This is a genomic window from Cyanobium sp. Cruz-8D1 (genome assembly GCF_024345975.1).
GTDB lineage: Bacteria > Cyanobacteriota > Cyanobacteriia > PCC-6307 > Cyanobiaceae > Cyanobium.
In genome coordinates, this window is sequence record NZ_JAGQCD010000005.1 from 86,711 (window position 1) to 111,269 (window position 24,559).

General features: G+C 66.0%; 21 protein-coding genes. 5 read left to right on the forward strand and 16 right to left on the reverse strand.

Features of this window, described 5'->3' with window-relative positions; genetic code table 11:
* Nucleotides 1-4 precede the first annotated feature (4 nt).
* Entirely contained in the window at nt 5-1,681 is a 1,677-nt protein-coding gene (gene ilvD, locus KBZ33_RS04960; protein WP_254950762.1) for a dihydroxy-acid dehydratase, read from the forward strand.
* Nucleotides 1,682-1,855: 174 nt separating this feature from the next.
* A complete protein-coding gene (locus KBZ33_RS04965; protein WP_255011576.1) occupies nt 1,856-2,143 on the forward strand; it encodes a ribbon-helix-helix domain-containing protein in 288 nt (95 codons plus the stop codon).
* An 18-nt stretch (nt 2,144-2,161) separates the two neighbouring features.
* Here KBZ33_RS04965 and KBZ33_RS04970 read toward each other — a convergent pair whose 3' ends face one another.
* The gene (locus KBZ33_RS04970; RefSeq protein WP_254950765.1) at nt 2,162-3,073 is read right to left on the reverse strand and encodes an AraC family transcriptional regulator; all 912 of its coding nucleotides are present in this window, start codon (nt 3,071-3,073) and stop codon (nt 2,162-2,164) included.
* A gap of 612 nt (nt 3,074-3,685) precedes the next feature.
* Here KBZ33_RS04970 and KBZ33_RS04975 point away from each other — a divergent pair.
* On the forward strand, nt 3,686-6,895 hold the full coding sequence (locus tag KBZ33_RS04975; protein ID WP_254950767.1) for a chemotaxis protein CheB: 3,210 nt from the start codon (nt 3,686-3,688) through the stop codon (nt 6,893-6,895).
* On the opposite strand, the gene KBZ33_RS04980 is transcribed toward KBZ33_RS04975, so the two are convergent.
* The 7 genes from KBZ33_RS04980 to glpX all read right to left on the reverse strand — a co-directional run bounded on the left by KBZ33_RS04980 (nt 6,886) and on the right by glpX (nt 13,908).
* Nucleotides 6,886-7,317 (reverse strand): hypothetical protein, encoded by a 432-nt coding sequence (locus tag KBZ33_RS04980; protein ID WP_254950769.1) that lies wholly within the window; start codon nt 7,315-7,317, stop codon nt 6,886-6,888. The two genes, KBZ33_RS04975 and KBZ33_RS04980, sit on opposite strands and share 10 nt — an antisense overlap.
* Complete coding sequence (locus tag KBZ33_RS04985) at nt 7,304-7,858, reverse strand: CIA30 family protein (RefSeq protein WP_254950771.1); 555 nt, start codon at nt 7,856-7,858, stop codon at nt 7,304-7,306. Before KBZ33_RS04985 ends, KBZ33_RS04980 begins: the two co-directional genes overlap by 14 nt.
* Nucleotides 7,859-7,865: 7 nt before the next feature.
* Nucleotides 7,866-8,606 (reverse strand): 6-phosphogluconolactonase, encoded by a 741-nt coding sequence (gene pgl, locus KBZ33_RS04990; RefSeq protein WP_254950773.1) that lies wholly within the window; start codon nt 8,604-8,606, stop codon nt 7,866-7,868.
* Nucleotides 8,594-10,012, reverse strand: coding sequence for an NADP-dependent phosphogluconate dehydrogenase (gndA, locus tag KBZ33_RS04995; protein ID WP_254950774.1), 1,419 nt, complete (start codon nt 10,010-10,012; stop codon nt 8,594-8,596). Before gndA ends, pgl begins: the two co-directional genes overlap by 13 nt.
* 113 nt (nt 10,013-10,125) lie before the next feature.
* Nucleotides 10,126-11,421: a glucose-1-phosphate adenylyltransferase gene (locus KBZ33_RS05000; RefSeq protein ID WP_254950775.1), complete on the reverse strand. Its 1,296-nt coding sequence runs from the start codon at nt 11,419-11,421 to the stop codon at nt 10,126-10,128.
* Between the two features lie 137 nt (nt 11,422-11,558).
* The gene (locus KBZ33_RS05005) at nt 11,559-12,869 is read right to left on the reverse strand and encodes a glutamyl-tRNA reductase (protein ID WP_254950777.1); all 1,311 of its coding nucleotides are present in this window, start codon (nt 12,867-12,869) and stop codon (nt 11,559-11,561) included.
* A gap of 34 nt (nt 12,870-12,903) precedes the next feature.
* Entirely contained in the window at nt 12,904-13,908 is a 1,005-nt protein-coding gene (gene glpX, locus KBZ33_RS05010) for a class II fructose-bisphosphatase (RefSeq protein WP_254950779.1), read from the reverse strand.
* A gap of 203 nt (nt 13,909-14,111) precedes the next feature.
* Here glpX and rpe point away from each other — a divergent pair, with 203 nt between their 5' ends.
* On the forward strand, nt 14,112-14,795 hold the full coding sequence (rpe, locus tag KBZ33_RS05015) for a ribulose-phosphate 3-epimerase (RefSeq protein WP_254950781.1): 684 nt from the start codon (nt 14,112-14,114) through the stop codon (nt 14,793-14,795).
* A 30-nt stretch (nt 14,796-14,825) separates the two neighbouring features.
* Here the strand turns inward: rpe and KBZ33_RS05020 are convergent, their stop codons facing one another.
* The 8 genes from KBZ33_RS05020 to KBZ33_RS05055 all read right to left on the reverse strand — a co-directional run bounded on the left by KBZ33_RS05020 (nt 14,826) and on the right by KBZ33_RS05055 (nt 23,042).
* A complete protein-coding gene (locus tag KBZ33_RS05020; RefSeq protein ID WP_254950783.1) occupies nt 14,826-16,337 on the reverse strand; it encodes a glycosyltransferase family 39 protein in 1,512 nt (503 codons plus the stop codon).
* 46 nt (nt 16,338-16,383) lie between these two features.
* Complete coding sequence (ccsB, locus tag KBZ33_RS05025; RefSeq protein ID WP_254950785.1) at nt 16,384-17,295, reverse strand: c-type cytochrome biogenesis protein CcsB; 912 nt, start codon at nt 17,293-17,295, stop codon at nt 16,384-16,386.
* Between the two features lie 54 nt (nt 17,296-17,349).
* A complete protein-coding gene (locus KBZ33_RS05030) occupies nt 17,350-18,570 on the reverse strand; it encodes an LptF/LptG family permease (RefSeq protein ID WP_254950787.1) in 1,221 nt (406 codons plus the stop codon).
* Nucleotides 18,567-19,295 (reverse strand): LPS export ABC transporter ATP-binding protein, encoded by a 729-nt coding sequence (lptB, locus tag KBZ33_RS05035; RefSeq protein ID WP_254950789.1) that lies wholly within the window; start codon nt 19,293-19,295, stop codon nt 18,567-18,569. The genes KBZ33_RS05030 and lptB overlap by 4 nt, the downstream gene beginning before the upstream one ends.
* Entirely contained in the window at nt 19,292-19,759 is a 468-nt protein-coding gene (locus tag KBZ33_RS05040; protein WP_254950791.1) for an LptA/OstA family protein, read from the reverse strand. The genes lptB and KBZ33_RS05040 overlap by 4 nt, the downstream gene beginning before the upstream one ends.
* Nucleotides 19,760-19,788: 29 nt before the next feature.
* On the reverse strand, nt 19,789-20,205 hold the full coding sequence (locus KBZ33_RS05045; protein WP_254950793.1) for a DUF309 domain-containing protein: 417 nt from the start codon (nt 20,203-20,205) through the stop codon (nt 19,789-19,791).
* On the reverse strand, nt 20,202-22,010 hold the full coding sequence (gene typA / locus KBZ33_RS05050; protein ID WP_254950795.1) for a translational GTPase TypA: 1,809 nt from the start codon (nt 22,008-22,010) through the stop codon (nt 20,202-20,204). Before typA ends, KBZ33_RS05045 begins: the two co-directional genes overlap by 4 nt.
* A 309-nt stretch (nt 22,011-22,319) precedes the next feature.
* A complete protein-coding gene (locus KBZ33_RS05055; protein WP_254950796.1) occupies nt 22,320-23,042 on the reverse strand; it encodes a D-alanyl-D-alanine carboxypeptidase family protein in 723 nt (240 codons plus the stop codon).
* Between the two features lie 125 nt (nt 23,043-23,167).
* Between KBZ33_RS05055 and chlP the strand changes: the two genes are divergently transcribed.
* The gene (gene chlP / locus KBZ33_RS05060) at nt 23,168-24,559 is read left to right on the forward strand and encodes a geranylgeranyl reductase (protein WP_254950798.1); all 1,392 of its coding nucleotides are present in this window, start codon (nt 23,168-23,170) and stop codon (nt 24,557-24,559) included.

Genomic DNA, 24,559 nt, shown 5'->3' on the forward strand with positions numbered 1-24,559 from the left:
GGCCATGCTGCGCTCCGATGCCATCACCAAGGGCCTCCAACGCTCCCCCAACCGGGCCATGCTCCGGGCCGTGGGGTTCGGGGATGATGACTTCGGTAAGCCGATCGTGGCGATCGCCAACGCCTACAGCACGATCACGCCCTGCAACATCGGCCTCAACGACCTGGCCCGGCGGGCTGAGCAGTCCTTCCGTGGCGCTGGAGCGATGCCCCAGATGTTCGGCACCATCACCGTCAGCGACGGCATCTCGATGGGGACGGAGGGTATGAAGTATTCACTCGTGTCGCGCGAGGTGATTGCCGACTCGATCGAGACCGCCTGCAACGCCCAGAGCATGGATGGCCTGCTGGCCATCGGCGGCTGCGACAAGAACATGCCCGGCGCCATGCTTGCCATGGCCCGCATGAACATCCCGGCCATCTTCGTGTACGGGGGCACGATCAAACCGGGGAAATTGGGGCCCTGCGATCTCACGGTGGTGAGCGCCTTTGAGGCGGTGGGGCAGTATTCCGGTGGGCGGATTGGTGAGGCGGAGCTGCTGGCGATCGAAAAGAACGCCTGTCCGGGCGCCGGCAGTTGCGGCGGCATGTTCACCGCCAACACGATGAGCTCGGCCTTCGAAGCCTTCGGCCTCAGCCTGCCTTACAGCTCCACGATGGCCGCGGAGGATCCGGAGAAGGCGGACAGCGCCGCCCGTTCTGCCGAGGTGCTGGTACAGGCGATCGCGGCCGACATCCGGCCGCGGGATCTGCTCACCCGGGAGGCCTTCGAGAACGCCATCAGCGTCATCATGGCGGTGGGCGGCTCCACCAATTCGGTGCTGCATCTGCTGGCCATCGCCCGTACGGCCGGCGTGTCCCTCTGCATCGACGATTTCGAGACAATCCGCCAGCGGGTTCCGGTGATCTGCGATCTCAAGCCCAGCGGACGCTTCGTGACCGTGGATCTGCACCGGGCCGGTGGCATTCCCCAGGTGATGAAGCTGCTACTGGATGCCGGCCTCCTCCACGGGGACTGCCGCACGATCGAAGGGCGCAGCCTGCACGAGGTGCTGGCCGACGTGCCTTCTGAGCCTCCTGCCGACCAGGAGGTGATCCGGCCCCTCTCCAATCCCCTTTACGCCCAGGGCCACCTGGCGATTCTGCGGGGAAACCTGGCGCAAGAGGGCTGCGTGGCCAAGATCAGCGGCGTTAAGAATCCGGTGATGACCGGTCCAGCCCGGGTGTTTGAGAGCGAAGAGTCCGCCTTGGCGGCCATCCTCGAGAAACGCATCAGCCCCGGCGATGTGGTGGTGATCCGCTACGAGGGGCCTGTGGGCGGTCCCGGCATGCGTGAAATGCTGGCCCCCACCGCTGCGATCATTGGCGAGGGGCTGGGCGATTCGGTGGCTCTGATCACCGACGGACGCTTCTCGGGTGGCACCTACGGCATGGTTGTGGGACACGTGGCGCCGGAGGCTGCCGTGGGCGGCACCATCGCCCTGGTTCAGGAAGGTGACAGCATCACGGTGGACGCCAAGCAACGCCTGATCCAGCTCAACGTGGCCGAGGACGAGCTGGCGCAGCGCCGCAGCGCCTGGATAAAGCCGGAACCCCGCTACCGGACCGGGGTGCTCGGCAAGTACGCCCGCCAGGTCAGCAGCAGTAGCCTCGGTGCGGTGACCGACCAACCCAGCGACTGATCGACGGACTGATCGGCAGCCATCAAGCCGGTGTTCAGCCCGGTTTCAGAATCGTGCAACTCGCGCAACCTGATGCAGACCTGCACTGCCGCTGCCGTAGCCGCGCTGTTGATCACAGCAGGGTGAATCGCTGTGCCGCCCTCGCTTTTCCCTCATATGTGAGCAAGTGCTGACATGAATGGCACCTTGTGTTTTTCTGAATTTGGCTTATATCTGTTGGGTAGCAGCAATGAACCCATGCTCAGCCAATCGACACCTGGTCCCTTTCTACGCCCTGTGCGCGTCACGATCACCATTCCTTACAACGCCTACCAGGCCCTGATCGAGCGCAGCAACCATCAGGGACGTTCGCTCTCCAATCTTGCCGCCTACCTGCTCGAAACGTCGCTGCAAGCTCTCCATCCCGTGGAGCAGGGCCAGAACCGTTCTGATGTCATGGACGGCTTCCAGCGTCGCGCCTGAGAGCGGCAGTCCTGGCGTCTAGTCCGGCCGGGATTCCCGTAGCAGTTGGGACGGTTTGACGTGAAAGCGTTGCTGGAAATCCACACTGAATAATCCCAGGGAGCGGTAGCCACATTCCGTGGCAATGCTCCCCACCGAATCGCTCGGATGTGGATTCTCCAGCCGTCTTCTGGCCAGGTCGAGGCGCTGATTCTTGATCCACTGGGTGGCACTGCAGCCCATCCGTTCAGCGAAGGCATACTGCAAAGCCCGACGTGAATAATGACTCCTTGACTCCAGGACGGTCAATGTCAAGGGACTACCGAGGTTCTGCTTGATGTAGTCGATCAACTCATCAAAGGCGTCACGGCCCTGCCGCTGGCGATGTCTGAGGCGATCCAGGGAGTTCTCTTCGCGCAGATCCGGCAGCAGCATCGCCGCCATCAGCCGGTGAATCTGGTCGTCAAGCTGCAGGGAGTCGAGCAGACCCCGTCCATAGCTGGAAAGCTGCCCGGCCATATCGATCGTTTGCCGCAGGGCCGCCAGAAGCGACGGGGCGGATGGATTCTCCGGGGGGCTCCAGCCATGGGCCTGGTCCAGGATGTCCTGCCAGCCCGATGGTTGCTGGTGGTAGCCCCCCATGCTCAACGCCGTCTGCAGGAGTTGCTCATCGCACAGGGCGAAGGCCACGGCCGAGGAGAGCGAACTCTCCATGCTGCAAGGTCCCTTGGCCATCAATAGACAGCAACCGATGCCGCAGCGCCAGGTGCGGGAGGCCTGCCGCAGGCGCTGCTCGCCGCCGTAGCCCAGCACGGCGATGCGGTCGCGGCGATCGCTGAAGGAGGCGCGCATGGCCTTGGCCGTCCAGGCGGTGGCCACCGTGGAGCCGAGACGAACATTGGCGCCGTAGAACCACCAGGTGGCGGCAGGTTCGAGCGGTTGCAACTCCATCAGAGGCAAGGCCTCCTGCAACAACGACGCACAGGCTCGTGGATCCTCACTGAGGTGCCACTGGCGAAGCAGAGGATTCGAGAAGCGAGCAGCCTGTTGATGCCATAGATCCGGAACACTGGCCTCGCTGCACATCAGCCGACCCACCTCGCTTCTCGCCTTTTAATAATGCTATCATAAAAGCCTAAGATTCGGAAGGGAGGTTTGGTGGGCGCGTGATCAGGACAGTCGCAAGGATTAATTCCATCTGAGCGATGTTGGTTGGGGCAGGCAGGCATCAGTTTCATTGCCAGATAAGAGGCCAGGCCGAACGTTCTGCAAAGGCCCGTTCACTCAGTCCTGAGGGCATCGGGGCCGAATCGGGGCCAATGCAAAAGGCACCCATCGCATGGGATGGGTGCCAGCTTGATAACGGATGCTGGAGCAACCTCGTCTCGGAGAGCCAAAGTGATCAGCGTCTAAAGTGGATAACCTCTCTTCATCGCCTCTCTTCAGATGGAAGAATCCAGTGATGCAGAGTCCTTGCCCGCACCATTCCCTGCGTCGTCTGCCGATGTCTTTCCATCTTCGGGCTCGAAGGGGGAAAATGAAGCCAATGTCACAGAGTCGTTGATGCATTTGATCGGCATCGGCGCTTCCGCAGGTGGGCTTGAGGCCCTGCAGTCGCTTCTGGGCAGCCTCGGCTGCGGCGGCAATGTGGCTTATGTGGTGGCCCAGCACCTGGCCCCCGATCACAGCAGCTTGATGGTCGATCTGCTCGCCCGTGTCACGCCGCTGCAGGTGCTCAAGGCGGTGGATGGGGCCGAGTTACTCCCCGACACGATCACCGTGTGTCCACCCAATCACGACATTCGGGTGCAGGGAAACCAGCTGGCCTTGGTGGACCCCGAACCGCGCCTCGGCCCCAGCCCCAGCATTGATCGCCTGTTCGAGTCGATTGCCGAGCACTGGGCCGAGCGCGGCGCGGCCGTGGTCCTCTCCGGCACAGGTTCCGATGGGGCCCGCGGTCTGAGGGCCGTTCGGGCTGCCGGTGGCCTCACCATCGCCCAGGCCCCCGAGAGCGCCCGCTTTGATGGCATGCCCAGGGCCGCCATCGCCATGGGAGGGGCCGACCTCATTCTCGATCCGGCCGCCATCGGTCAGCACCTCGGCGATCTGATGCATTCGGGCGATGACTGGGTGGAACACAAACTGCCGGAGCCGGAAGCCTTGAGCCTCAGCAGTGCCCTGGAGCTGCTGAAGCACAACAGCGGCATCGACTTCAGCCAGTACAAGGACTCCACCCTGCAGCGGCAGCTGTCGCGGCGGATGGCTCTGCGCCAGATGGACACGATGGAGGAGTACCTGCGGCTGCTGTCGGCCGACCGCAATGAGTCGTCCGCCCTGGTCCAGAACCTGCTGGTCACGGTGACGTCCTTCTTCCGCGATCCCGAATCCTTCGCAGCCCTGGGGGAGCTGCTTCGTACCTATGTATCCCAGCGCACGCGCCGGGATCGCCTGCGGGTGTGGGTGCCGGGCTGTGCCACCGGCGAAGAGGTGTATTCCATCGGCATGCTGATCAGCGAGGTGCTCGACCATCCCAAAGATCTGATCCATCAGCTCAAGATCTTCGGCACCGATCTCGATGAGGGAAGCCTGGCGCTGGCGCGCCGGGCCACCTACCCGGCGGAGACCGTCATGGCGATCCCTGAAGCCCTGCGGGAGCGCTTTGTTATCCCTCACAACGGTGAGATGCAGATCAGCGAAGCCCTGCGCAACTGCGTCGTGTTCGCCCGACACAACGTGGGGGTGGATCCCCCCTTCCCGCGCCTGGACCTGATCTGCAGCCGCAATACGCTCATCTACTTCACCCAACCGCTACAGGATCGGGTGCTGGGGCTGTTCCGCTTCGGCCTGCAGCCCTCCGGGCTGCTCTTCCTGGGACGAACCGAGTCGCTCGGTAGAAAGACCCAGGGGTTCGGGGTGGCCAGTGCCGAGCACCGCATCTTCTATCGCACCACGGAGAACCAGCCCAGTCGCTTTTCCACGTTCCCCCAGCCCGCCCTGCGCCCCCCCCAATTGTTCAGTCCGGTCGGCCGCATCTCGGTCCTGAATGAATCCGTGGTCGAGGAGCACGTCGCCACCCTCGAAGCCTTGGTGCGCAGCACCTGTCCCGCCGGTGTGGTCCTCGATGAAGCCCACGAACTGGTGGAGGTGATCGGCGATGTCAGCCCCTATTGCCGGCTCCCGGAAGGCCGGATCTCCAGTGCTGCCACCACCTTCCTGCTGCCGGATCTGCAGGCCGAAGCCCGCGCCCTGCTGCTGATCGTCCGCTCCGATGGCCAAGCGGTGCGCAGTCAGGTGCTGCACCTGCCCGCCTTCAACCTGCGCCTGGAGGCACGGCCCCTGCCAGTGAACGAGCGGCTGCTCACGCTGCTGAGCTTTCTGCCTGAGCCGGCCGAAGGTCCGGAGCCCGCCACCACTGGCGCGCCGGTCACCCGGGCAGCGGACTTCGACCAGCAGATCGCCCGACTGGAACAGGAGCTGCTCACCAGCCATGACACCCTGCGGCGCTCCATGGCCGACCTGGAGGGGGCCAACGAAGAACTGGAAGCCTCCGCCGAGGAGCTGCAGGCCTCCTCCGAGGAACTGCAGTCGTCCAATGAGGAGTTGGAATCCTCCAACGAGGAACTGCAGGCCACCAACCAGGAACTGGCCGTCCTCAACCAGCAGCTGCTGGCCAGGACGGAGGATCTCCAGCTGCTCAGCTCCGACCTGGAGAACATCCAGCGCTCCTTGAACCAGGGGATGGTGATCGTCGACAGGGACCTGCGGATCACCCGCTACACCCCGCTGGCGGTACGCGTCTTCGCCCTGGTGGATGGGGACATCGGCCAGCCCCTGCTCGGCATCCCCACCACGGTGGCCCTGCCCGGTCTGCGCGCGGCCCTGGGGGAGGTGCTGGCCGGCGCCTCCCGGCGCAGCATCGAGGCGGTGAACGAGGAGGTCGCCTACCTGGCCCAGGTGTTGCCCTACCAGGAACAGGAAGGCCAGCGCCGCGGGGCCATCATCACCCTCACCGACGTGTCGGAGCTGCTGGCCCTGCGCATGGCCGCCGAGGCCTCCCTGGATTCCTTCTCCAGCCTCACCGATGCCCTTGACGAGGCGGTCTGGAAGCGGGACGACACCCTGCATCGCCTTCTTTACGCCAGCAAGCGCATCCTGCCCCTGACGGGCTGGACCCCGACCGAGCTGTTCGCCCATTCGGAACTGCTCGATGACGCCATCGATCCGGCCGATCGCGAACGGGTCTGGGCCAGCCGCAACCTGAAGCAGGGGGGCTGGTCGGTGGAGTACCGGATCCTTCGCCGCGATGGCCAGCGCCGCTGGGTGAAGGAGAACGCCCGGGTGCTCACCGAAGCCACCGATCGCTACGTGGTCGGCACCCTGGCCGATGTGACGGAGCAGCGCCAGGTGGACAAGCATGGCCAGGACCTCAGCGCTCTCTTCGAGACCCTGATCCACAGCCCCAGCTTCGCCCTGGCGGTGATCGACGCCGACCAGCGGGTGGTGATGGTCAACGGCAGCCTCTGCGAACGCGTCGGCTTCGACCAGGCCAGCCTGGTGGGTTCGCCGGCGTCGCTCTTCTGCAAGCTGCCGGAGGCGGTGTGGGCGTCCCAGGGCAGCGACACCTCGGCCGCTGAGCCGTTGTTGCGCAGCGAAACCCTCACCCTGCGGCACCGGGATGGACGCGCGCTGGAGGCAGTGGCCGAACTCTGGCGTCTGCCGGCCTCGGTGGGGATCGGGGTCTTGCTGGTGGTGCTGCCGTCGCCTCAGTCCTGATCGGGCCGCAGCAGGACCCTGAGGCGGCGTGCCAGGGCCTCCAGCGGCTCGCCCTGGGGCGGGCAGCTGCTGCGCAGGCCGGTGGCCCCGTCCATCCAGACCGGATGGCTTCCCTGCCACAGCAGCGGTTGGTCGTCCCTGTGGCACCAGGCGAGGGTGAGGTTGAGCGCGTCGCCGCTGCGGTAAATCTCCAGCTCCAGATCCTCCGCCGGGACCCGCTCCCCCTCGGCTGTGCGGGCCTCCAGGCGCAGGCAGAGATCCAGGCTTTGCGTCGGTCGCTCCTCCGCCCCGGATGGGGTGTTGTCCTGGGCTGCCGGCACGACAGCATGGTGCAGGGGCTTGCGGCAGAGATCGGCAGCGGCCGCCACCAACCGGCTCAGGTCGGTGTTGTCGCTGCCGATCGAGGTCTCAGGGGATGGCATCAATCGCCATCAGCTCCAGGAGGAGAGGGCCGGCCCGGAAGCCTGGATTGTCGGAACCATCGTCGCCGAACTTCGAGTGCAGGATCTGCAGCCGGGTGATGCGCCCTGAGTCGAAACGCAGTGGCAGGCCCAGGGGCAGGGCCTCGATCGGCTTGGCCCGGATGGAGGGGCGCAACTGATCGAACGGAATCCGCAGTCGGCTGGGGCCAGAGGCGTCGGTGGCGAAGTTGGCCACCCAGCGCACACCACCGGGAATCATTTCGGTGAGGCCCGCCACCCCATCGGCGCAGGCGACGGCCAGTTTGTAGTGGCGGCCATCCCCCTGCAACTCCAGCTCGAAGGCGGCCTGGCCAGAGAGATCCAGGGGCGGGGAAAACACCGGTGAGCGGCAGCTGACAAAACCACCGCCCCGCTCCACCACCTCCGCCTCCAGGCGCAGCCCGCGGCTGCTGACCGTGCAGCGGCCCGTGCTGCGGCCCCCCATCACGGTGTCGTTGAGGGCATGCCAGCCGCTGAAACCATCGCCACTGACCACCTGCATGGTTGCCTCAGTGGGGGGGGAGGTCGGCGGCGGCGGCGGCGTCGGCAAGGATCACCACCTCAGAGGCCGGCCGCACCAACCGGGCGGGGGTACGGCCGGCCGGCTCGCTGGGATCGAGCAGGCGGGCGAGCGCCTGGCGTTTGCCGGCGCCACTGACCAGAAAGATCACCCGGCGGGCGGCCGAAAGCACCGGGGCGGTGAGGGTGATGCGGGGCAGGCCCTTGCCTTCACCGATGGTGACAGTGCGGTCGAGCACCCCGGGGGCCGCCGTGCCCGGGAACAGCGAAGCGGTGTGCCCGTCGTCGCCAAGACCCAGCAGCATCACATCGAAGCGCGGCACAAGGCCGGGACACAGCACCGCCAGCTCTGCCGCATAGGCCTCGGCGCTGGCCTCGGCGCTGGGGCGGTTGGTGGGGACCGGATGGAAGCGGGCCTCACTGGCGGGAGGCTGGGCGAGCAGCGTCTCCCGCAGCAGGCGGGCATTGCTGGAGGGGTCGTCGGCGCTCACCCAGCGCTCATCGCCCAGGAGCACATCAACCCGCTCCCAGGGCAGGTGCTCGCCGGCCAGACGGCTGTAGGTCGCCCGGGGGGTTTCGCCCCCCGCCAGGGCGATCTGGGCCCGGTCTCGCTCGGCCAGGGCCAGATCGATGCCGGAGGCGATCTGTTCGGCCGCCTGGCGGGCCAGCTCCTCGGGACCGGCGGCGACGATCAGGTGATAGCGGGTGCTGGGTTCGGTCAATCGAGCCATTCGGTATGGAACGCGCCGGGGCGATCCGTGCGTTCATAAGTATGGGAGCCGAAGCAGTCCCGCATCGCCTGCACCAGGTTCTGGGGCAGACGGCCGCTGCGGTAGCTGTCGATGTAATCCAGGGTGCTGCTCAGGCAAGGCACGGGAATGCCGGCCAGCGCCGCCCCCGCCACCACCTGACGCAGGCCGCCCAGGCGCTGGTTGACCTGGGCAGCAAACCAGGGATCCAGCATCAGGTTGGGCAGGGAGGGGTTGGCGCCATAGGCGTCCTGGATACGTTGCAGCAGTCGGGCCCGGATGATGCAGCCGCCCTTCCAGATCTGGCCGATGGCCGAAAAATCGAGGTTGTAGTCGTGAAGTTTGGAGGCCTCCTGCAGCAGGGCCATGCCCTGGCCGTAGCTGGCGATGCAGGCCAGGATGCAGGCGTCCCGCAGCGGTGCCATGCCGGTGGCCGGTTCGCCCAGGGGGAAGCTGTGGGGGGCGGGGCCGAGCAGCACCGATTCAGCCGCCAGCCGCTCGCTGCGCAGGGAGCTCAGCACCCGGGCATTGAGGGCGGCATAGATGGTGGGCACGGGCACCCCCATCTCCAGGGCGCTGACCACGGTCCAGAGGCCGGTGCCCTTCTGGCCGGCGGCATCGACGATCAGCTCCACCAGATCGCCACCGCTTTCGGGATCCTTGGTGCGCAGGCACACCTCGGTGATCTCCACCAGGAAGGAGGCGAGCTCTTCGGTCTGGTTCCAGCCCCCCAGCACGTCGGCCATGGCGTCGCCATCGAGGCCGCCGATGCGCTTCATCAGGTCGTAGGCCTCGGCCAGGATCTGCTCGATGCCGTACTCAATGCCGTTGTGGACGGTCTTGACGAAGTGTCCGGCGCCGCCGGGGCCGATGTAGGTGACGCAGGGGCCGTCCTCCACCTGGGCGGCCATCTTGGTCACCAGGCTCTCAATGGCGTCGTAGGCGGCCTTGGTGCCGCCGGGCATCATGCTTGGCCCCTCCAGGGCCCCCTTGGCGCCGCCGGAGACCCCCATGCCGATGTAGCCGAAGCTCTTGCTCTCCAGCTCCTTGACGCGCCGCTCGGTATCGGTGAAGAGGGAGTTGCCGCCATCGATCAGCAGATCGCCTTCTTCGAGCAAAGGGGAAATGCTGGCGATGGTGGCATCCACCGGAGCACCCGCCTTGACCATCATCAGGATGCGGCGGGGCCGCTCCAGCGCCCCCACGAACTCCTCCAGGGTGGCTGCCCCCACGATGTCCTTGCCGGCACCGCGTCCGGCCAGGAAGTCCTCGGTCTTGGCGTAGGTCCGGTTGTAGACGACGCTCGAGAACCCGTTTCTCTCGGCGTTGAGGACCAGATTCTCACCCATCACGCCAAGGCCGATGAGTCCGAAATGCGCCTTGCCCATAGGACCGAGGTCTCCTTGATTCGTTGGCAGTGTGGCCAGCGGTCGGCGCCTCGTCGGTGTCCTGGGGAGGGATGTCAGCAACTGCTGGCCCAAGCCTCCCCCCAAAGCGCGGTCTAGATGACCGTGCCGTCGGCGATGGTGCCGTTTTTGACCACCACCACGATGCCGTTGCGGATGTAGAAGTTGAGCTCCGGACGGTCGGCCTCCTCCACCCGGTCCTTGTTGACGATGGTGACGTCGCGACCGATGCGCACGTTCTTGTCAAGGATGGCCCCCTTGACCGTGGTGCCCCGGCCCACGCCGATCGGTGTGCCGCCCCGCTCGTGCAGCACCAGCCGCTCCTCCGACGACTCAAAGAAGTCGGCGCCCATCACCAGGGTGTCCTGGAGCACCACCTCATCTTCGACGCGGGAGCGAACCCCCAGGACGCAGTGGTGGATGCTGCAGGCCTTGAGCAGGGAGCCTTCACCGATGATCGACTGGGTGACCTGGGCGTCCTGCAGCTTGCTGGGGGGGAGGTAGCGGGGCCGGGTGTAAATCGGGAACTTCTCGTCGTAGAAGGAGAAAGCCGGGTTGGGCTGATCGGTGAGGGCCAGGTTGGCCTCGTAGAACGCCCCGATCGTGCCGATGTCTTCCCAGTAGTCGTCGAAGAGGAAGGTCTGGAGATGGTCCCCTTCCCGCAGGGAGGTGGGGATGATCTCCTTGCCGAAATCCGTGGACTCCGGATTGCTGGCCAGCAGGTTGAACAGGGTGTTGCGGTTGAAGACGTAGATCCCCATCGACGCCAGGAAGGGCCGCTTCACCGCTTCTTCGGCGGACAGGCCCAGGCTCTCGGTGTTGACCCGCATCGCCTCAAGAGCGGCGCCCTTGGGCTTCTCGCTGAACTCCAGGATGCGGCCGTCGGAGGAGGTGCGCATCAGGCCGAAGCCCTCGGCCTGGGCCCCATCCACCGGCAGGGCACCCACGGTGAGGTCAGCGCCGCAATCAATGTGGTGCTGCACGAACTTGCTGTAGTCCATCCGGTAGAGCTGGTCACCGGAGAGGATCAGGTAGTGGTCGACGTCCCACTCCTGGAACAGCCACTGGTACTTGCGCACCGCATCAGCGGTGCCCTCGAACCAGCTGGGGCTGTCGGGGGTCTGCTGGGCGGCGAGCACCTCCACGAACCCCTGGCCGAAACCGGCGGAGAGGTTGTAGCTCATCGTCAGGTGACGGTTGAGCGAGGCGCTGTTGAACTGGGTCAACACGTAGATCTTGTTGATCTCCGAGTTGATGCAGTTGCTGATGGGAATATCGATCAGGCGGTACTTGCCTGCGAGGGGCACGGCGGGCTTGGCCCGCATCTTGGTGAGGGGGTAGAGGCGCGTTCCCGCCCCGCCTCCCAGAATGATGGCCAGAACGCGTTTCATGAGCCCAGTCCTCGGTCCTTGGCTGGCCAGACCGTACTGGAGCGTGGTGACGCGGAGCGCGGCGCGGCGGCAACTCGGTTCATGTTCCGTTGCAGTGGTGGATGGGGCTGGGGCCGGGTGATCCCGGGGACGGGGGCTCAGGCCTCCGTTGGGTCGTCGTGAAGCTCGAAGAGGTCGCGCAGGACCCCCATGGAGGCCAGTCGCTGCTGGCGGGGCTGGGGGGACCGCAGCTTGGTGACCGGGGTGTGCAGGATCTTGTTGATGATCCCCTTGCTCAGGGCTTCAACCACCTTCCGCTCCCGGGCGGAGAGGTCGGGGCCCATGCGACTCAGGGCCTTCTGGAGCTCCTGCTCCCGGATGTCCTCCAGCTGCAGGCGCAACCGGTTGACCAGGGGCACCGCCTCGAGGCCGTCCCACCATTCCAGGAACAGGCGCGATTCCTCGGCCAGCAGCCCCTCGGCCTCGGCGGCCATCTCCCGGCGGGCCTCCTGGTTGCGGGCCACCACCTCCTGGAGATCGTCGACATCGAAACTGTCGACACCCGGCAGCTCGGCCGCATCCGCACTGATGTTGCGGGGCACACCGATATCGATGAGCATCAGGCTGGAACGGCGGTTCAGCCCCTCCAGCCGGCGGGCCGTGATGATCGGCTCCTCGGCGCCGGTGCTGGTGAACACCAGCGAGCAGGTGCTCAGGCAGTGGTCGAGGTCGTCCAGGGGTCGGCACTGGACGGGGAGGGTGGGGAAGTCGGCCGCGAGGGCTTCGGCACGGGCGACGGTGCGGTTGAGCACCACCACGCCCCGGCAGCCCTTGGCCTGGAGGTGCTGCAGCAGCAGACGGGCCATGCGGCCCGCCCCCACCACCGCCACCTGTTCCTGGTCGAGGGGCACCAGTTCGTCGCGCCCGCGGGCCTGGCCCACCTTGAGCTGGGCCAGCTCCACGGCCGCTGAGCTGATCGAGACCGCCCCGGTGCCCAGGTTGGTCTCGGTGCGCACCCGCTTACCGGTGCTCACCGCCTGGTTGAGCAGGCGGTTGAGAATCGGCCCCACGGAGCGGTGCTCCTGGCCCAGGCGCACCATCTTCTTCACCTGGGAAAGGATCTGACCCTCCCCGAGCACCAGGCTGTCGAGGCCGGCGGCCACCCGTAGCAGGTGGCCCACCGCCGCCTCGTGGTGGTACGTGAACAGATGGGGACGCAGCTCCTCCACCGCCAGCCCGGACTGCTGGCTGAGGAAGTCGCCGACGGCGCTGATGCCCCGTTCGGGATGGCGCAGGAGGGTGTAGATCTCCAGCCGGTTGCAGGTGCTCAGGATCGAGGCCTCGATCACCTGCTCATCCGACCGCAGCCGCTGGAGGGAATCCTCCATGGTCTGCTCGGGGATGCTCAGGCGCTCGCGGATTTCCACTGGAGCCGTGCGATGGCTCAGACCGACGACGGCGATGTGCATGCAGGCGGGCTCCGAGGTCCGGGCTCTGGGGGATTCAGCGCAGGGCGATGCTCTTGGCGCCCTCCTTGATGTGCACCGTATCGGTGAAGCGGGCGCTGCGGTCGAGGGAGCTGATGATCAGGCTGCTGGTGCGGGTGCAGTCAGGCTCGAACTCGACACCTTTGAACAGCAGGCCGGGGGTGATGCCACTGCCGGCGAAGACGACGTTCTCGCCGGAAGCCAGCTCCTCGGCCTCATAGACCTTGTCGACGTCGGTGATGCCCATCTCATTGAGGCGGGCGATGTTGCCCTCCTTGGTGTAGTCGGCCCACTCGCTGGTCTGGGCGACGGCGGGGTCATACACCAGCTGGCCCTGGAAGTGGCCGCCAAGGCAACGCAGGGCGGCGGCGGAGATCACACCCTCGGGGGCGGCGCCGATGCCCATCAGGCAATGGGTGCCGGTGCCGGCGAAGCCGCAGGCGATCGCGGCCTGCACGTCACCGTCACTGATCGGCTTGACCCGGGCGCCGGTGGCGCGGATTTCGGCGATCAGGCCCTTGTGGCGGGCGCGGTCCATGACCACGATCACCAGGTCGCTGGCGGGCATGCCCAGGCACTCGCTCAGGATGGCGATGTTCTCGGTGGCACTTTTGCGGATGTCCACCTTGCCCTTGGCGGCCGGCGGCGCCGCCAGCTTCTTCATGTAGAAGTCGGGCGCATAGAAAAGTCCACCGCGGTCGCTGGCGGCCAGCACGGCCATCGAGCCGTCCTGGGCGTTGGCGCAGAGGTTGGTGCCTTCGCAGGGATCCACGGCGAAATCGACGCCGGGACCGGTGCCGCTGCCCACTTCCTCGCCGATGTAGAGCATCGGGGCTTCATCCCGCTCGCCCTCACCGATGACGATGCGGCCCTGCATGGCGATGCTGCCCATGCGGGTGCGCATCGCCTCAACGGCAGCGGCATCGGCTTCGTCCTTCTTGCCGAGCCCTGTCAGGCGGGCAGAGGCGATGGCGGCCTGCTCGACGACTTCGAGCAGTTCCTGGATGAGAGTGCGATCCACAACGGTCCGGCGGGGGGGAGGGCCTCAACGAGGGGCCGGTACGCCGGAGGCGGACCGCAGGCAAAGCGGGGGAAGATCCAGCCGCTGCAAGGCCTCTCGGAGTCGAAGCGGGGCCATCGTATCAGCGCGCCCGGGAGCCCCTCGGAAGCCCCAGGTGGGCCGCTCCTTACAATCCCTCCATTCTTCCGCTGCGGTGGCCGTCCATGAGCACCAAGCCCCTGGTGATCTCCCCGTCGATCCTCTCCGCCGACTTCTCCCGCCTCGGTGACGACGTCCGCGCCGTGGACGCCGCCGGTGCCGACTGGATCCATGTGGACGTGATGGACGGCCGCTTCGTGCCGAACATCACCATCGGCCCACTGATTGTCGAGGCGCTGCGGCCCGTCACCACCAAGCCCCTGGACGTTCATCTGATGATCGTCGAGCCCGAACGCTATGTGGCTGATTTCGCCACGGCCGGCGCCGACATCATCAGTGTCCAGGTGGAGGCCTGCCCCCACCTGCATCGCAACCTGAGCCAGATCAAGGACCTCGGCAAGATGGCCGGTGCCGTGCTCAACCCCAGCACCCCCCTCGACACCCTCGAGTACTGCCTGGAGCTCTGTGATCTGGTGCTGATCATGAGCGTCAACCCCGGTTTCGGTGGCCAGAGCTTCATTCCCTCCCAGGTGGAGAAGATCCGCCAGCTGCGTCGCCTCTGCGACGAGCGCGGCCTCGATCCCTGGATCGAAGTGGACGGCGGAGTCAAGGGCAGCAACGCCTGGCAGGTGATCGAGGCCGGCGCCAACGCGATCGTCAGCGGCTCGGGGGTTTTCGGCCACGCCGACTACGCCGAGGCCATCACCGGCATCCGCAACAGCCGCCGTCCCGAACCTGCCCTGGTCTGAAGTCGCCAGCTTGGCAACGGGGCCCATGCCTCAGGGCGAGGGCCTCACCAAGGCGCTCGGTCCATAAAAGCGAGGCAACGGGTAGGGAAGGGGTCCGAAGCGGGAGAAGGCCAGCCGCAGCGCCGGTCGTCCGGCGCGATGGATTTCAACGATGCCCAGGGACTTGACGGGCCCCATCCAGGGCCCCCAGGAGGTTGGAACCACAGGCTGACCTGGCTCCTCAATCCCGAAGACCACGCCGCTGGTTCCCTGGAAGCCGTTGGCAGGCTGCCACCAGGCAAACCCTCGGGCATCGGGGTTGAAGGTGGTGAACGCCACCCTGTGCCCGCGGCCCAAGGCCAGGGACAGGAAGCCCGGCAGGTCGTAGCGGTTGGCGGCAATCAGCGGGGCCTCCTGGAGCGCCTTCCATAGGGCGGGGTGGCGTTTCAGACCCTGCCGCAGGCTGTCAGGCGGCATCAGCTGCGTCGACGTGTCCAGCCCGGCAGGCAGCCAGTGGTCGAACACCCCCCAGCGCACCTGGGTCGCCAGGGTGAGCAGCAACGGCGGCAGGACCAGGGCCGTGCCCCAGGCCCCCGCCATGAGCCAAGGCCGCAGCCTGGGCCGTTTCAGCCCAGCGAGCCAGTCAGCGGCGAGGGGCAGCAGCAGCCACCAGGCGGGCACCAGCCAGCTCGCGAGCACATGCATCCGCCCGGTCAGGGCCACGAACACCACCAATTGGGGCAGCACCAGCCAGCGCAGCAGCTGCCTGGAACCGGCGGCATCGTCCCGGCCCGATCGGGGCAGCAGGGCCAGCAACAGGACGACGCCGAGTGTGGGGAAGAGCAGCACCAACTGGGACAGAAGGAACAGGGGGGGAGAGGCCAGCGAATAACCGACCCCGGCATCGATCCGGCCGCCCTGGAAGAGAAAGGAAACCCAGCCTTGATTCACGTTCCAGAGCCACAGAGGCGCCGACACGATCAGCCAGACCAGCCATCCCAGTGCTGGCCAGGGACTTCGGTAGAAGCTGCGCCGATGGGGAGAGCCCAGACACCAGCCCAGCAGCGACAGAAGCACCAGAAAGGAGTGGTACTTCCCCAGGGTGACGAGGCCCAGAAGGATCCCAAGCCCCACGGCTTCGCCCGCTGTGCCCGGAATCACCTTCGGGTGTCGGGACAGCCACCAGAGGAGTGCGGCCAGGGCCAGCAGCAAGGGGCTGTCCGGCAGCAGCAGGACGCCTCCACACAGCAGAAGCACCGGACAGAGACTGCCCAGGAGGGCACTCAGCAGAGCCGCGCGCTGGCCGAACCAGCGTTGTGTCGCCCCGGCCAGCAAGGCGAGCGCGACGGTATAGCTCAGCAGGGATGGCACCCTCAGGGCGAGGATCGATCCCCCCAGCCGCTGGCCGGCCCAGGCCCAGAGCCCCACAGCGGCGGGATGGTCGAAGTAGCTCAGGGCAGGATGCTGCCCATAAAAGCTGTAGTAGGCCTCGTCGTAGCCCGGCGGCAGGATGGCGGAGAGTGCCAGCCTGAACACCAGCCCTGCCAGGAGAACCAGGGGCATGCGCAACCGTGGTGCAAGGAGCCCTCGACACCAGGCAGGCAGCGTCCTAGTCACCGAGGAACCAGCCGTAACTGTGCAGGCCGATGCCGAGCAAGTTGACTCCGATGTAGCAGACGGCGATCACCACCAGGCCTGCGGAGGCCACGATCGCTGGCCGCCGGCCCTGCCAGCCGCGGATCAGCCGGGTGTGCAGGTAGGCCGCATAGACCAGCCAGCAGATCAGGGCCCAGGTCTCCTTGGGATCCCAGCTCCACCAGCTGCCCCAGGCCTCGTTCGCCCAGACCGCACCGCTGACCAGACCCACCGACAACAGCAGGAAGCCCACCGTGATCGTGCGGTAGCTGAGGCTGTCGAGCTGTTCGCTGATGCGGAAGCTGCTGCTGCTCAGGGCCATCGCGCCAGGTCCGTCGCTGGCCAGCTGGGCCTGGCGGAAACCGCCGCTGCCGATCGAGCTGCCGCGCAACTCCAGATCCTGGTTGCGGTCAACGAACAACACAGCCACCGACAACAGGGAACCCACCAGCAGGGCGGCATAGCTGACCATGATCACGCTGACGTGCATCACCAGCCAGCTGGAGCGCAACGCCGGCACCAGGGGAGAGGCCTCCTGGAGGCGATCGGGGAGGGCGAAGCTGGCGAAGGCCACGCAACCCAGTCCCATGGGGGTCGCCGCCGCCGCCACCAGGGGGTTGGGCCAGCTGCGTTCCACCAACAGCTGGGTGAGGGTGCAGGCCCAGGCCAGGAAACAGAGCGACTCGTAGAGGTTGCTGATCGGGAAGTGGCCTGACTCCCACCAGCGCAGCACCAACTGGGCCGTCAGGCAGAGGTTGGCAGAGGCCACCAGCATCCTCACCACCGGGTTGCTGCGGCCGCCGCTGACGGACCAGAAGGCGATGGGCAACACCAGCAGCAGCAGGGCGAAGGCCGCCAGACCAAGACCGATGACCGGATCGTTCACCAGGGTGCTGTTCGAAACCGATCCACTCTGCCGTGTCGTCCGGCGGGTGGGGCCTCAGCGGCTGGCCTGGCGCAGCAACCAGAGACCGCCGCCCAGCCCGATGAACACCGGCAGCCAGGCCGCCATGAAGGGCATCAAGGTGCCTGTGACCCCCAGGGAGCTGAAGATGAAGGACATCAGGTAGTAACCGAAGATCAGCAGCACGCTGATGCCGAAACCCTGGCTGCGGCTCGTGCGGGAGTTGGGCCGGACCCCCAGGCTGCTGCCGATCAAGCCGAACACAAGACAGATGGCCGGGAACGCGAACTTCTCCTGGATGCGCACGCGCAAGCGTCGCGCCTCCTTGGTGTTATTGGCCTCCAACAGGAGCCGTTCCGCCGTGAGCGCCTGGCCGACGGTCATGGTGCTGGCATCGGTGGGCAGCTGGGCCACCTCAATCGGATCCCGGGTGAAGGGATAGAGGTAGCGGTCGAAGCTGGCGGAGGTGGTGGTGCCAGTGGCGACATCGATGTTGGTGATCCGGCCGTTGGTGAACTCCCACATCCCCTTGTCTTCATTCCATTTGCCAATCAGTGCCGTCAGCATCTGGCGATACCCTTCACGACTGAAGTCCAGCAACGTCACATCAAACATCACACCCTTGATGAATTTCCGGGCGAAAAAGATGTGGCTCAGAACTTTGACCGAGTCGCCATTCGGCAACTTGGCATCGCTGAAGCGGGAGTAGAGGGCGTTGTCGCTCTGCTCGGTGGCGATGGCCTTGCCAAGGGCCCGCTCCAGGCTGTTGGTGGCCTCAAGATTGGCCCGCGGCACAACCGCGTCGTTGAAGACGAACGTGAGCAGGGACATCACCAGGGCCAGGGCCATGGCCGGCAGCACCATGCGCCGGGTGCTCACCCCCACACTGCGCAGGGCGGTCAGTTCGCTGCTGCCTGACAGGCGGCTGTAGGCCAGCAGGGTGGCCATCAGGGTGGCCATCGGGAAGGACAGCACCAGAAAGGAGGGCAGCCGCAGCAGCAGCACCTTGACGGCCGCCAGCACCGGCAGGCCGGACTCAGCGACCCGTCGCACCAGCTCGAACACGGCCCCCACCGAAAGGGACACAGCCGTGAAGGCGGCGATGCCGAACAGCAGGGGGCCCAATTGCTCCTGCAGCAGCCAGCGATCCAGCAGGGGAAGATCGCGCCAGCGCGGGGTTCGCTTCCAGTCCCGCAGCCGTTCACGGCTAGGTAACTGCAGCCAGGTGGGGCGCTTCTCCAGCAGGGCTGGCTTCAAAGCTGAAAGCCCTCACCGAGGTAGTGACGCCGCACCAGGGGATCGTTGGCCACCGAGAGGGAAGAACCAGAAGCGAGGATCCTGCCATCGGCCAAGATGTAGGCCCGGTCGGTGATCGCCAGGGTCTCCCGCACGTTGTGGTCAGTGATCAGCACTCCCATCTGACGGTGGCGCAGGCTGTCGATCAGGGTCTGGAGGTCGGCCACAGCCATGGGATCCACTCCGGCGAAGGGTTCATCAAGCAGCAGGTAGCGGGGACCGTGGTTTCCGACCGCCAGGGCCCTGGCCACTTCGCAACGGCGCCGTTCCCCGCCGGAGAGCTGGTAGCCGCGGCGGTGCTGAAAGCTGACCAGATGGAAGTCGTTGATCAGCTGCTCGAGGCGTTGGCGACGTCCAGCCGGGTCCGAGCCGCTCTCCTGCAGGGCCAACAGCAGGTTGTCTCGCACACTCAGCTGGCGGAACACGCTCGCCTCCTGGGGGAGGTAGCCGATGCCCAGCCTGGCGCGGCTGGGCATCGGCAGATGGGCGACGGAGTCCCCATCCAGCAGCACCTCGCCGCAGTCGGGCCTGAGCAGCCCGGTGATCAGGTTGAAGGTGGTCGTCTTGCCGGCCCCGTTCGGCCCCAGGAGCCCCACCACTTCTCCCGGGTGAAGATCCAGGCTCACATCGGTGACCAGGGGTCGGCCTGCGAGGGTGATCGCCACCCTCTCCAATACCAGGCTCACGGCTTGATGGTCGCAGGCTTGGCGGTGGACGGCTTGGGGCTGCCCTGCTGCTGCAGGCGGAACTTGCTGAACACCTGCTTGCCGGCCGGTGGCTCCGCCACCATGCGCTCACTGTCCAACAGGTAAACCAGGCGCTCCGCCCGCAGGCGTTGGCCATCCGTGTCGATCACATCGACGTCGCCGGTGAGCACCAGACGCCCTTCGTTGCTGAAGTACTGGGCCTGGCGCGACGTCGCCGTCATGCCGCGATCGGCGTAGACAATGCGCACATTCCCCGTGGCGGTGACGATGCCGTTCTGATTGTCGGCCTGCTGACGATCGGACTCGATCGTGACCATGCCCGTGACGGGAGCTTTCGCCCTGGGGGCCTGGGCAGCGACGGGACGGGACGGCAGCAGCAGCAAGGCGGCGGCAGCGAGCCCGGCGGCAAGCACGAACAACAGCGGGCGTTGGGGCAGGGCCAAGGTGGAAATCGTTGAGGCCTTGAGTGTGCTCAATGTACCGGCGACGTGCCCGAAGCTCGCGCCAGTTCCAGGTACGGCAGGGGCAGGGAGTCGAGATCACCCAGTTGCTGCAGGGCGTTGAGGCGCTCGGCGGCCAGCAGACGCAGGGGGGCCAGCGCCAGGCCAAGGGCTTCATCGTCGCAACGGCGCAGCCGCCCCAGGCCCTCGCCCATCAGCACCGTGGCGCCGTGACGGTTGTCCCGCTCCAGATGAAGTTCCGCCACGGCGATCTGCAGCAGGCCCTGCAGGACAGGACGCATGGGTCCCTGGGTCTCCTGCCACAGCGCCTCAAAGCCGTCGTGGCAGGCATACCAGTCGGCGTTGTTGAAATCCGCCACCGCCTGCCGCAGGCGTGGGTCAGCCTGCAGCAGGGTTTCCTCATCGGCGAGCGGGGAGCCGTCGCTCAACGCTTGGCGGGCTTTTTCACCGGCATCTTGCGCAGCCGGATCGACTCGGGCGTGACCTCCAGCATCTCGTCGGGGCCGATGTACTCCAGGGCCCGCTCCAGGGTCATCTGCACGGGGGACTGAAGGGTATCGAGCACCTCAGCGCCGGCGGAACGGATGTTGGTGACCTGTTTGGCCTTGCAGACATTGAGTTCGAGATCAGGCGGGCGGTTGTGCTCCCCCACAATCATCCCCTTGTACACCTTGGTACCGGGGGTGATGAAGAACTGGCCGCGATCTTCGGCACCCTTGAGGGCATAGAAGGTGGCGGTGCCTTCCTCAAAGGCAATCAGCACGCCGTTGCGGCGGGCGTCGAAGTCCCCCTGCATCGGCCGGTAGTCGAGGAAGGAGTGGCTCATGATGCCTTCACCGCGGCTGGCGCGGATGAACTCACCACGGAAGCCGATCAGGCCCCGGGAGGGCACCACAAACTCCAGCTGGGTGCGCCCATCACTGGTGGCCTCCATGTTCTGCATTTCGCCTTTGCGCATGCCCAGCTTCTCGATGCAGCTGCCCACCGCTTCCTCGGGCACATCCATCACCAGGGTTTCGAAGGGCTCGTGGGGCGTGCCATCGATGGTGCGGAAGATCACCTGGGGCTGGGAGACCTGAAACTCGAAGCCTTCGCGGCGCATCGTCTCGATCAGGATGCCCAGGTGAAGCTCGCCCCGTCCGCAGACGGAGAAACGGTCGGGGGAGTCCGTGTCCTCCACCCGCAGCGCCACGTTGGTAAGCAGCTCACGCTGCAGGCGATCCCGCAACTGACGGCTGGTGACGAACTTGCCCTCCTTGCCGGCGAACGGCGAGTCGTTGACCACGAAGGTCATCTGCAGGGTGGGTTCATCCACCTTGATCAACGGCAGGGCCTCGGGATGGTCGGGACAAGCGATGGTTTCGCCGATGTTGACCTCATCGAAACCGGCCACGGCCACCAGATCTCCGGCTCGGGCCTCAGGAATCTCGACCCGCTGCAGACCCTGGAAGCCGAGCAGCTTGCTGATCCGTCCCCGCTTGATGCTGCCGTCGTCGCGGATCAGGGCGACACTCTGGCCGCCGACAATGGTGCCGTTGTGCACCCGACCGATCATGATCCGGCCCAGGAAATCGGAATAATCGAGGGTGGTGACCTGCAGCTGCAGGGGCTTGGCGGGATCACCAACCGGCGGCGGAACATGCCGCAGAATGGCATCGAACAGCGGTTTCATATTGTCGCTTTCGGTCGCCATGTCGGGCTTGGCATACCCGGCCATGCCGCTGCCGAAGAGGTAGGTGAAATCGCACTGGTCGTCGTCAGCGCCGAGTTCCAGGAACAGATCCAGCACCTTGTCGACGGCCTGCTCGGGATCAACGCGGGCCCGGTCAATCTTGTTGACGAAGACAATCGGCCGCAACCCCTTCTCCAGGGCCTTCTTGAGCACGAAGCGGGTCTGGGGCATGGGGCCTTCGTTGGCGTCCACGATCAACAGACAGCCATCGACCATGCCAAGCACCCGCTCCACTTCACCACCGAAATCAGAGTGACCGGGGGTGTCAACAATATTGATGCGAATGCCGTTGTAATCCACGGCCGTGTTCTTGGAGAGAATCGTGATCCCCCTCTCCCGCTCCAGATCGTTGGAATCCATCACGCACGTGGGCACCGCTTCGCCCTCGCGGAAGATGCCGGATTGCTCGAGCAGGGCATCCACCAAGGTGGTCTTGCCGTGGTCGACGTGGGCAATGATCGCGATATTGCGTATCGGGGCGCCTTTGATCTCGCCGCTCATGGGGATGTCGTCCTGAAAAGTAAGGGGAAAGGATTCAACGGAATCGAATCGACGCTGGTCGTTTCCAGGGAAACGAGACGTTGATGGCGAGACGAAGAAGGCATGTCGCTGCCAACGAGCCTGAAAGAGGGGCCGCTGAAAACGGGCCGCTGATGATGGGGCCAACCGGCGCTCTGACGCTTCGTCAGGGTTTTCGATGAAACCCTGCCGCGCCGGCCCGAATGGACAAGTGGCGAACGTTGAAGCGAATCTTGATCCTACTCCCACCCCCTCCAGGAACACAGGCGGCGGGTCTCCGCACCCACCGGATCATCGGCCCAGGCGCTGGGCCGGCTCGAACATCTCCAGGGCGTCGGTGGATCCCTCGAAGCGCCAGTGCCAGGGTTCGTAGATCACCCCCTGGCGGTTGCCCTTCGGGAAAGAGCGCACGAAGTGAAAGCGGGCGGCGTGGCGATCCAACCAGCGGTAGGCGTCGGTGTTTTCGAAGCTCTCCATCAGATTGGTGGCGGGCAAGCGGCCATCGCCCAAGTCGACCGCGTAGCCGGTGCTGTGCTCGGAGAAGCCGGGTGGGGCGCTGACCCGGGCCCGGTCGGCGGAGGTCTGGTTGCGCTCGGCCTTGACATCAAAGAACAACTGCTTCTGCAAACCATGGCTGCGGTAGGCACTCAGAACGGTCAAAACAATGCCGTCAGCCTCAGCGGCGGCCCGCATCGCCTCCAACGCCCCGGCGGCCTGTGGCTGCAACAGCAGGCCCGGGGCAATCGCCACCAGCTCCTCCGGGTTGGCCTCGGGGTAGGGGAAATGACCCAGCAACCGCCCATCCGGCCCGAGACGGGCCGCCAGTCCCGGCACCGGCGTGGGGGTGATCAGGCTGCGAAATGGGCCGATCAGCAGCAGCACCGCACCACCGGCCAGCAGGGCACTGGTGAGCAGGACCTGAATCAGGCGCCTGGGAAGGGAAGCCTGGCGTCGGGGACGGGGCGTGCTGCGCCTGGCCAGCGGAATGTCGTCACCGAACCCTGGGGCGGACACTCCCTCAACGGCAAGCCAACGCTGATCTTAGGTGGGGGCTCATTTCAGTGGTTTTTCTACAGGACGGATGCCTGCCCGGCGGTGTTAGCTTCACGCCACATCCCAATGGCGGAGCAGGTTTCAAGATGTTGCGAGTGGCAGTCGTGGGCGGCGGCCCCAGCGGTTCCTGTGCTGCAGAAGTTCTCGCCAAGGCAGGCCTCCAGACCTGGCTGTTCGAGCGCAAGCTGGACAACGCCAAGCCCTGTGGCGGCGCGATCCCCCTCTGCATGGTGGAAGAGTTCGACCTGCCGGACTCCATCATCGACCGCAAAGTGCGGAACATGCGGATGATCTCCCCCTCCAACAGGGAAGTGGACATCCACCTGGAGAACAGCAACGAATACATCGGCATGTGCCGTCGGGAAGTTCTCGACGGTTTCCTGCGCAACCGGGCCGCCGAGCTGGGGGCCCAGCTGGTCAACGGGCTGGTGCAGAGCATCGACACCGGCAACCAGCGTCAGGGCCCGTACACCCTCCACTACGCCGACTACTCGTCCGGCGGCCCCACCGGCGAGCTGAAAACCCTCGAGGTGGACCTGATCGTCGGGGCCGACGGCGCCAACAGCCGCGTGGCCAAGGCCATGGATGCGGGCGACTACAACGTGGCGATCGCCTTCCAGGAGCGGATTCGCCTGCCCGCCGAGGAGATGGCCTACTACGAGGATCTGGCGGAGATGTACGTCGGCACCGATGTGTCGCCTGATTTCTACGCCTGGGTCTTCCCCAAGTACGACCATGTGGCGGTGGGCACGGGCACGATGCAGGCCAACCAGTCGCTGATCAAGGGGCTCCAGAAAGGCATCCGCGCCCGGGCCAGCCGGCGCCTGCTGCGCGGCGAGGTGATCAAGGTGGAAGCCCACCCGATTCCCGAGCATCCCCGCCCCCGGCGGGTGGTGGGCCGCATGGCCCTGGTGGGGGACGCGGCCGGTTACGTCACCAAGAGCTCCGGTGAAGGCATCTACTTCGCCGCCAAGAGTGGCCGCATGTGTGCCGAGGAGATTGTGGCTTCCAGCGCCTCCGGCAGCCGCATTCCCACCGACAAAGACCTCAAGGTCTACATCCGCAAGTGGGACCGCAAGTACGGCGCCACCTACAAGGTGCTGGAGCTCCTGCAGAACATCTTCTACAGCAACGATCCCGCCCGTGAGGCGTTTGTGGAGATGTGCGATGACAAGGACGTGCAGCGCCTCACCTTCGACAGCTACCTCTACAAGCGGGTGGTTGCGATGAACCCCTGGCAGCAGATCAAGCTGACCGTGCTCACCCTGGCTGCGGTTTTGCGGGGTCAGGCCCTGGCCCCGGCTGGCTACAAGCCGGTACCCAGTGCCGTGCGCTCGGCCGAGGAGGCGGAAGCGATCTTCCTGGCCGCCGAGCCCCGCTCCTCGATGAAGCCTGCGGGCGTTCACGCCGCCACCCCGCCCGTGGATCCCCAGGCCGGAACCGATTCCACCAAGGAAGCGGAGCTGGTGGCCAAGTGA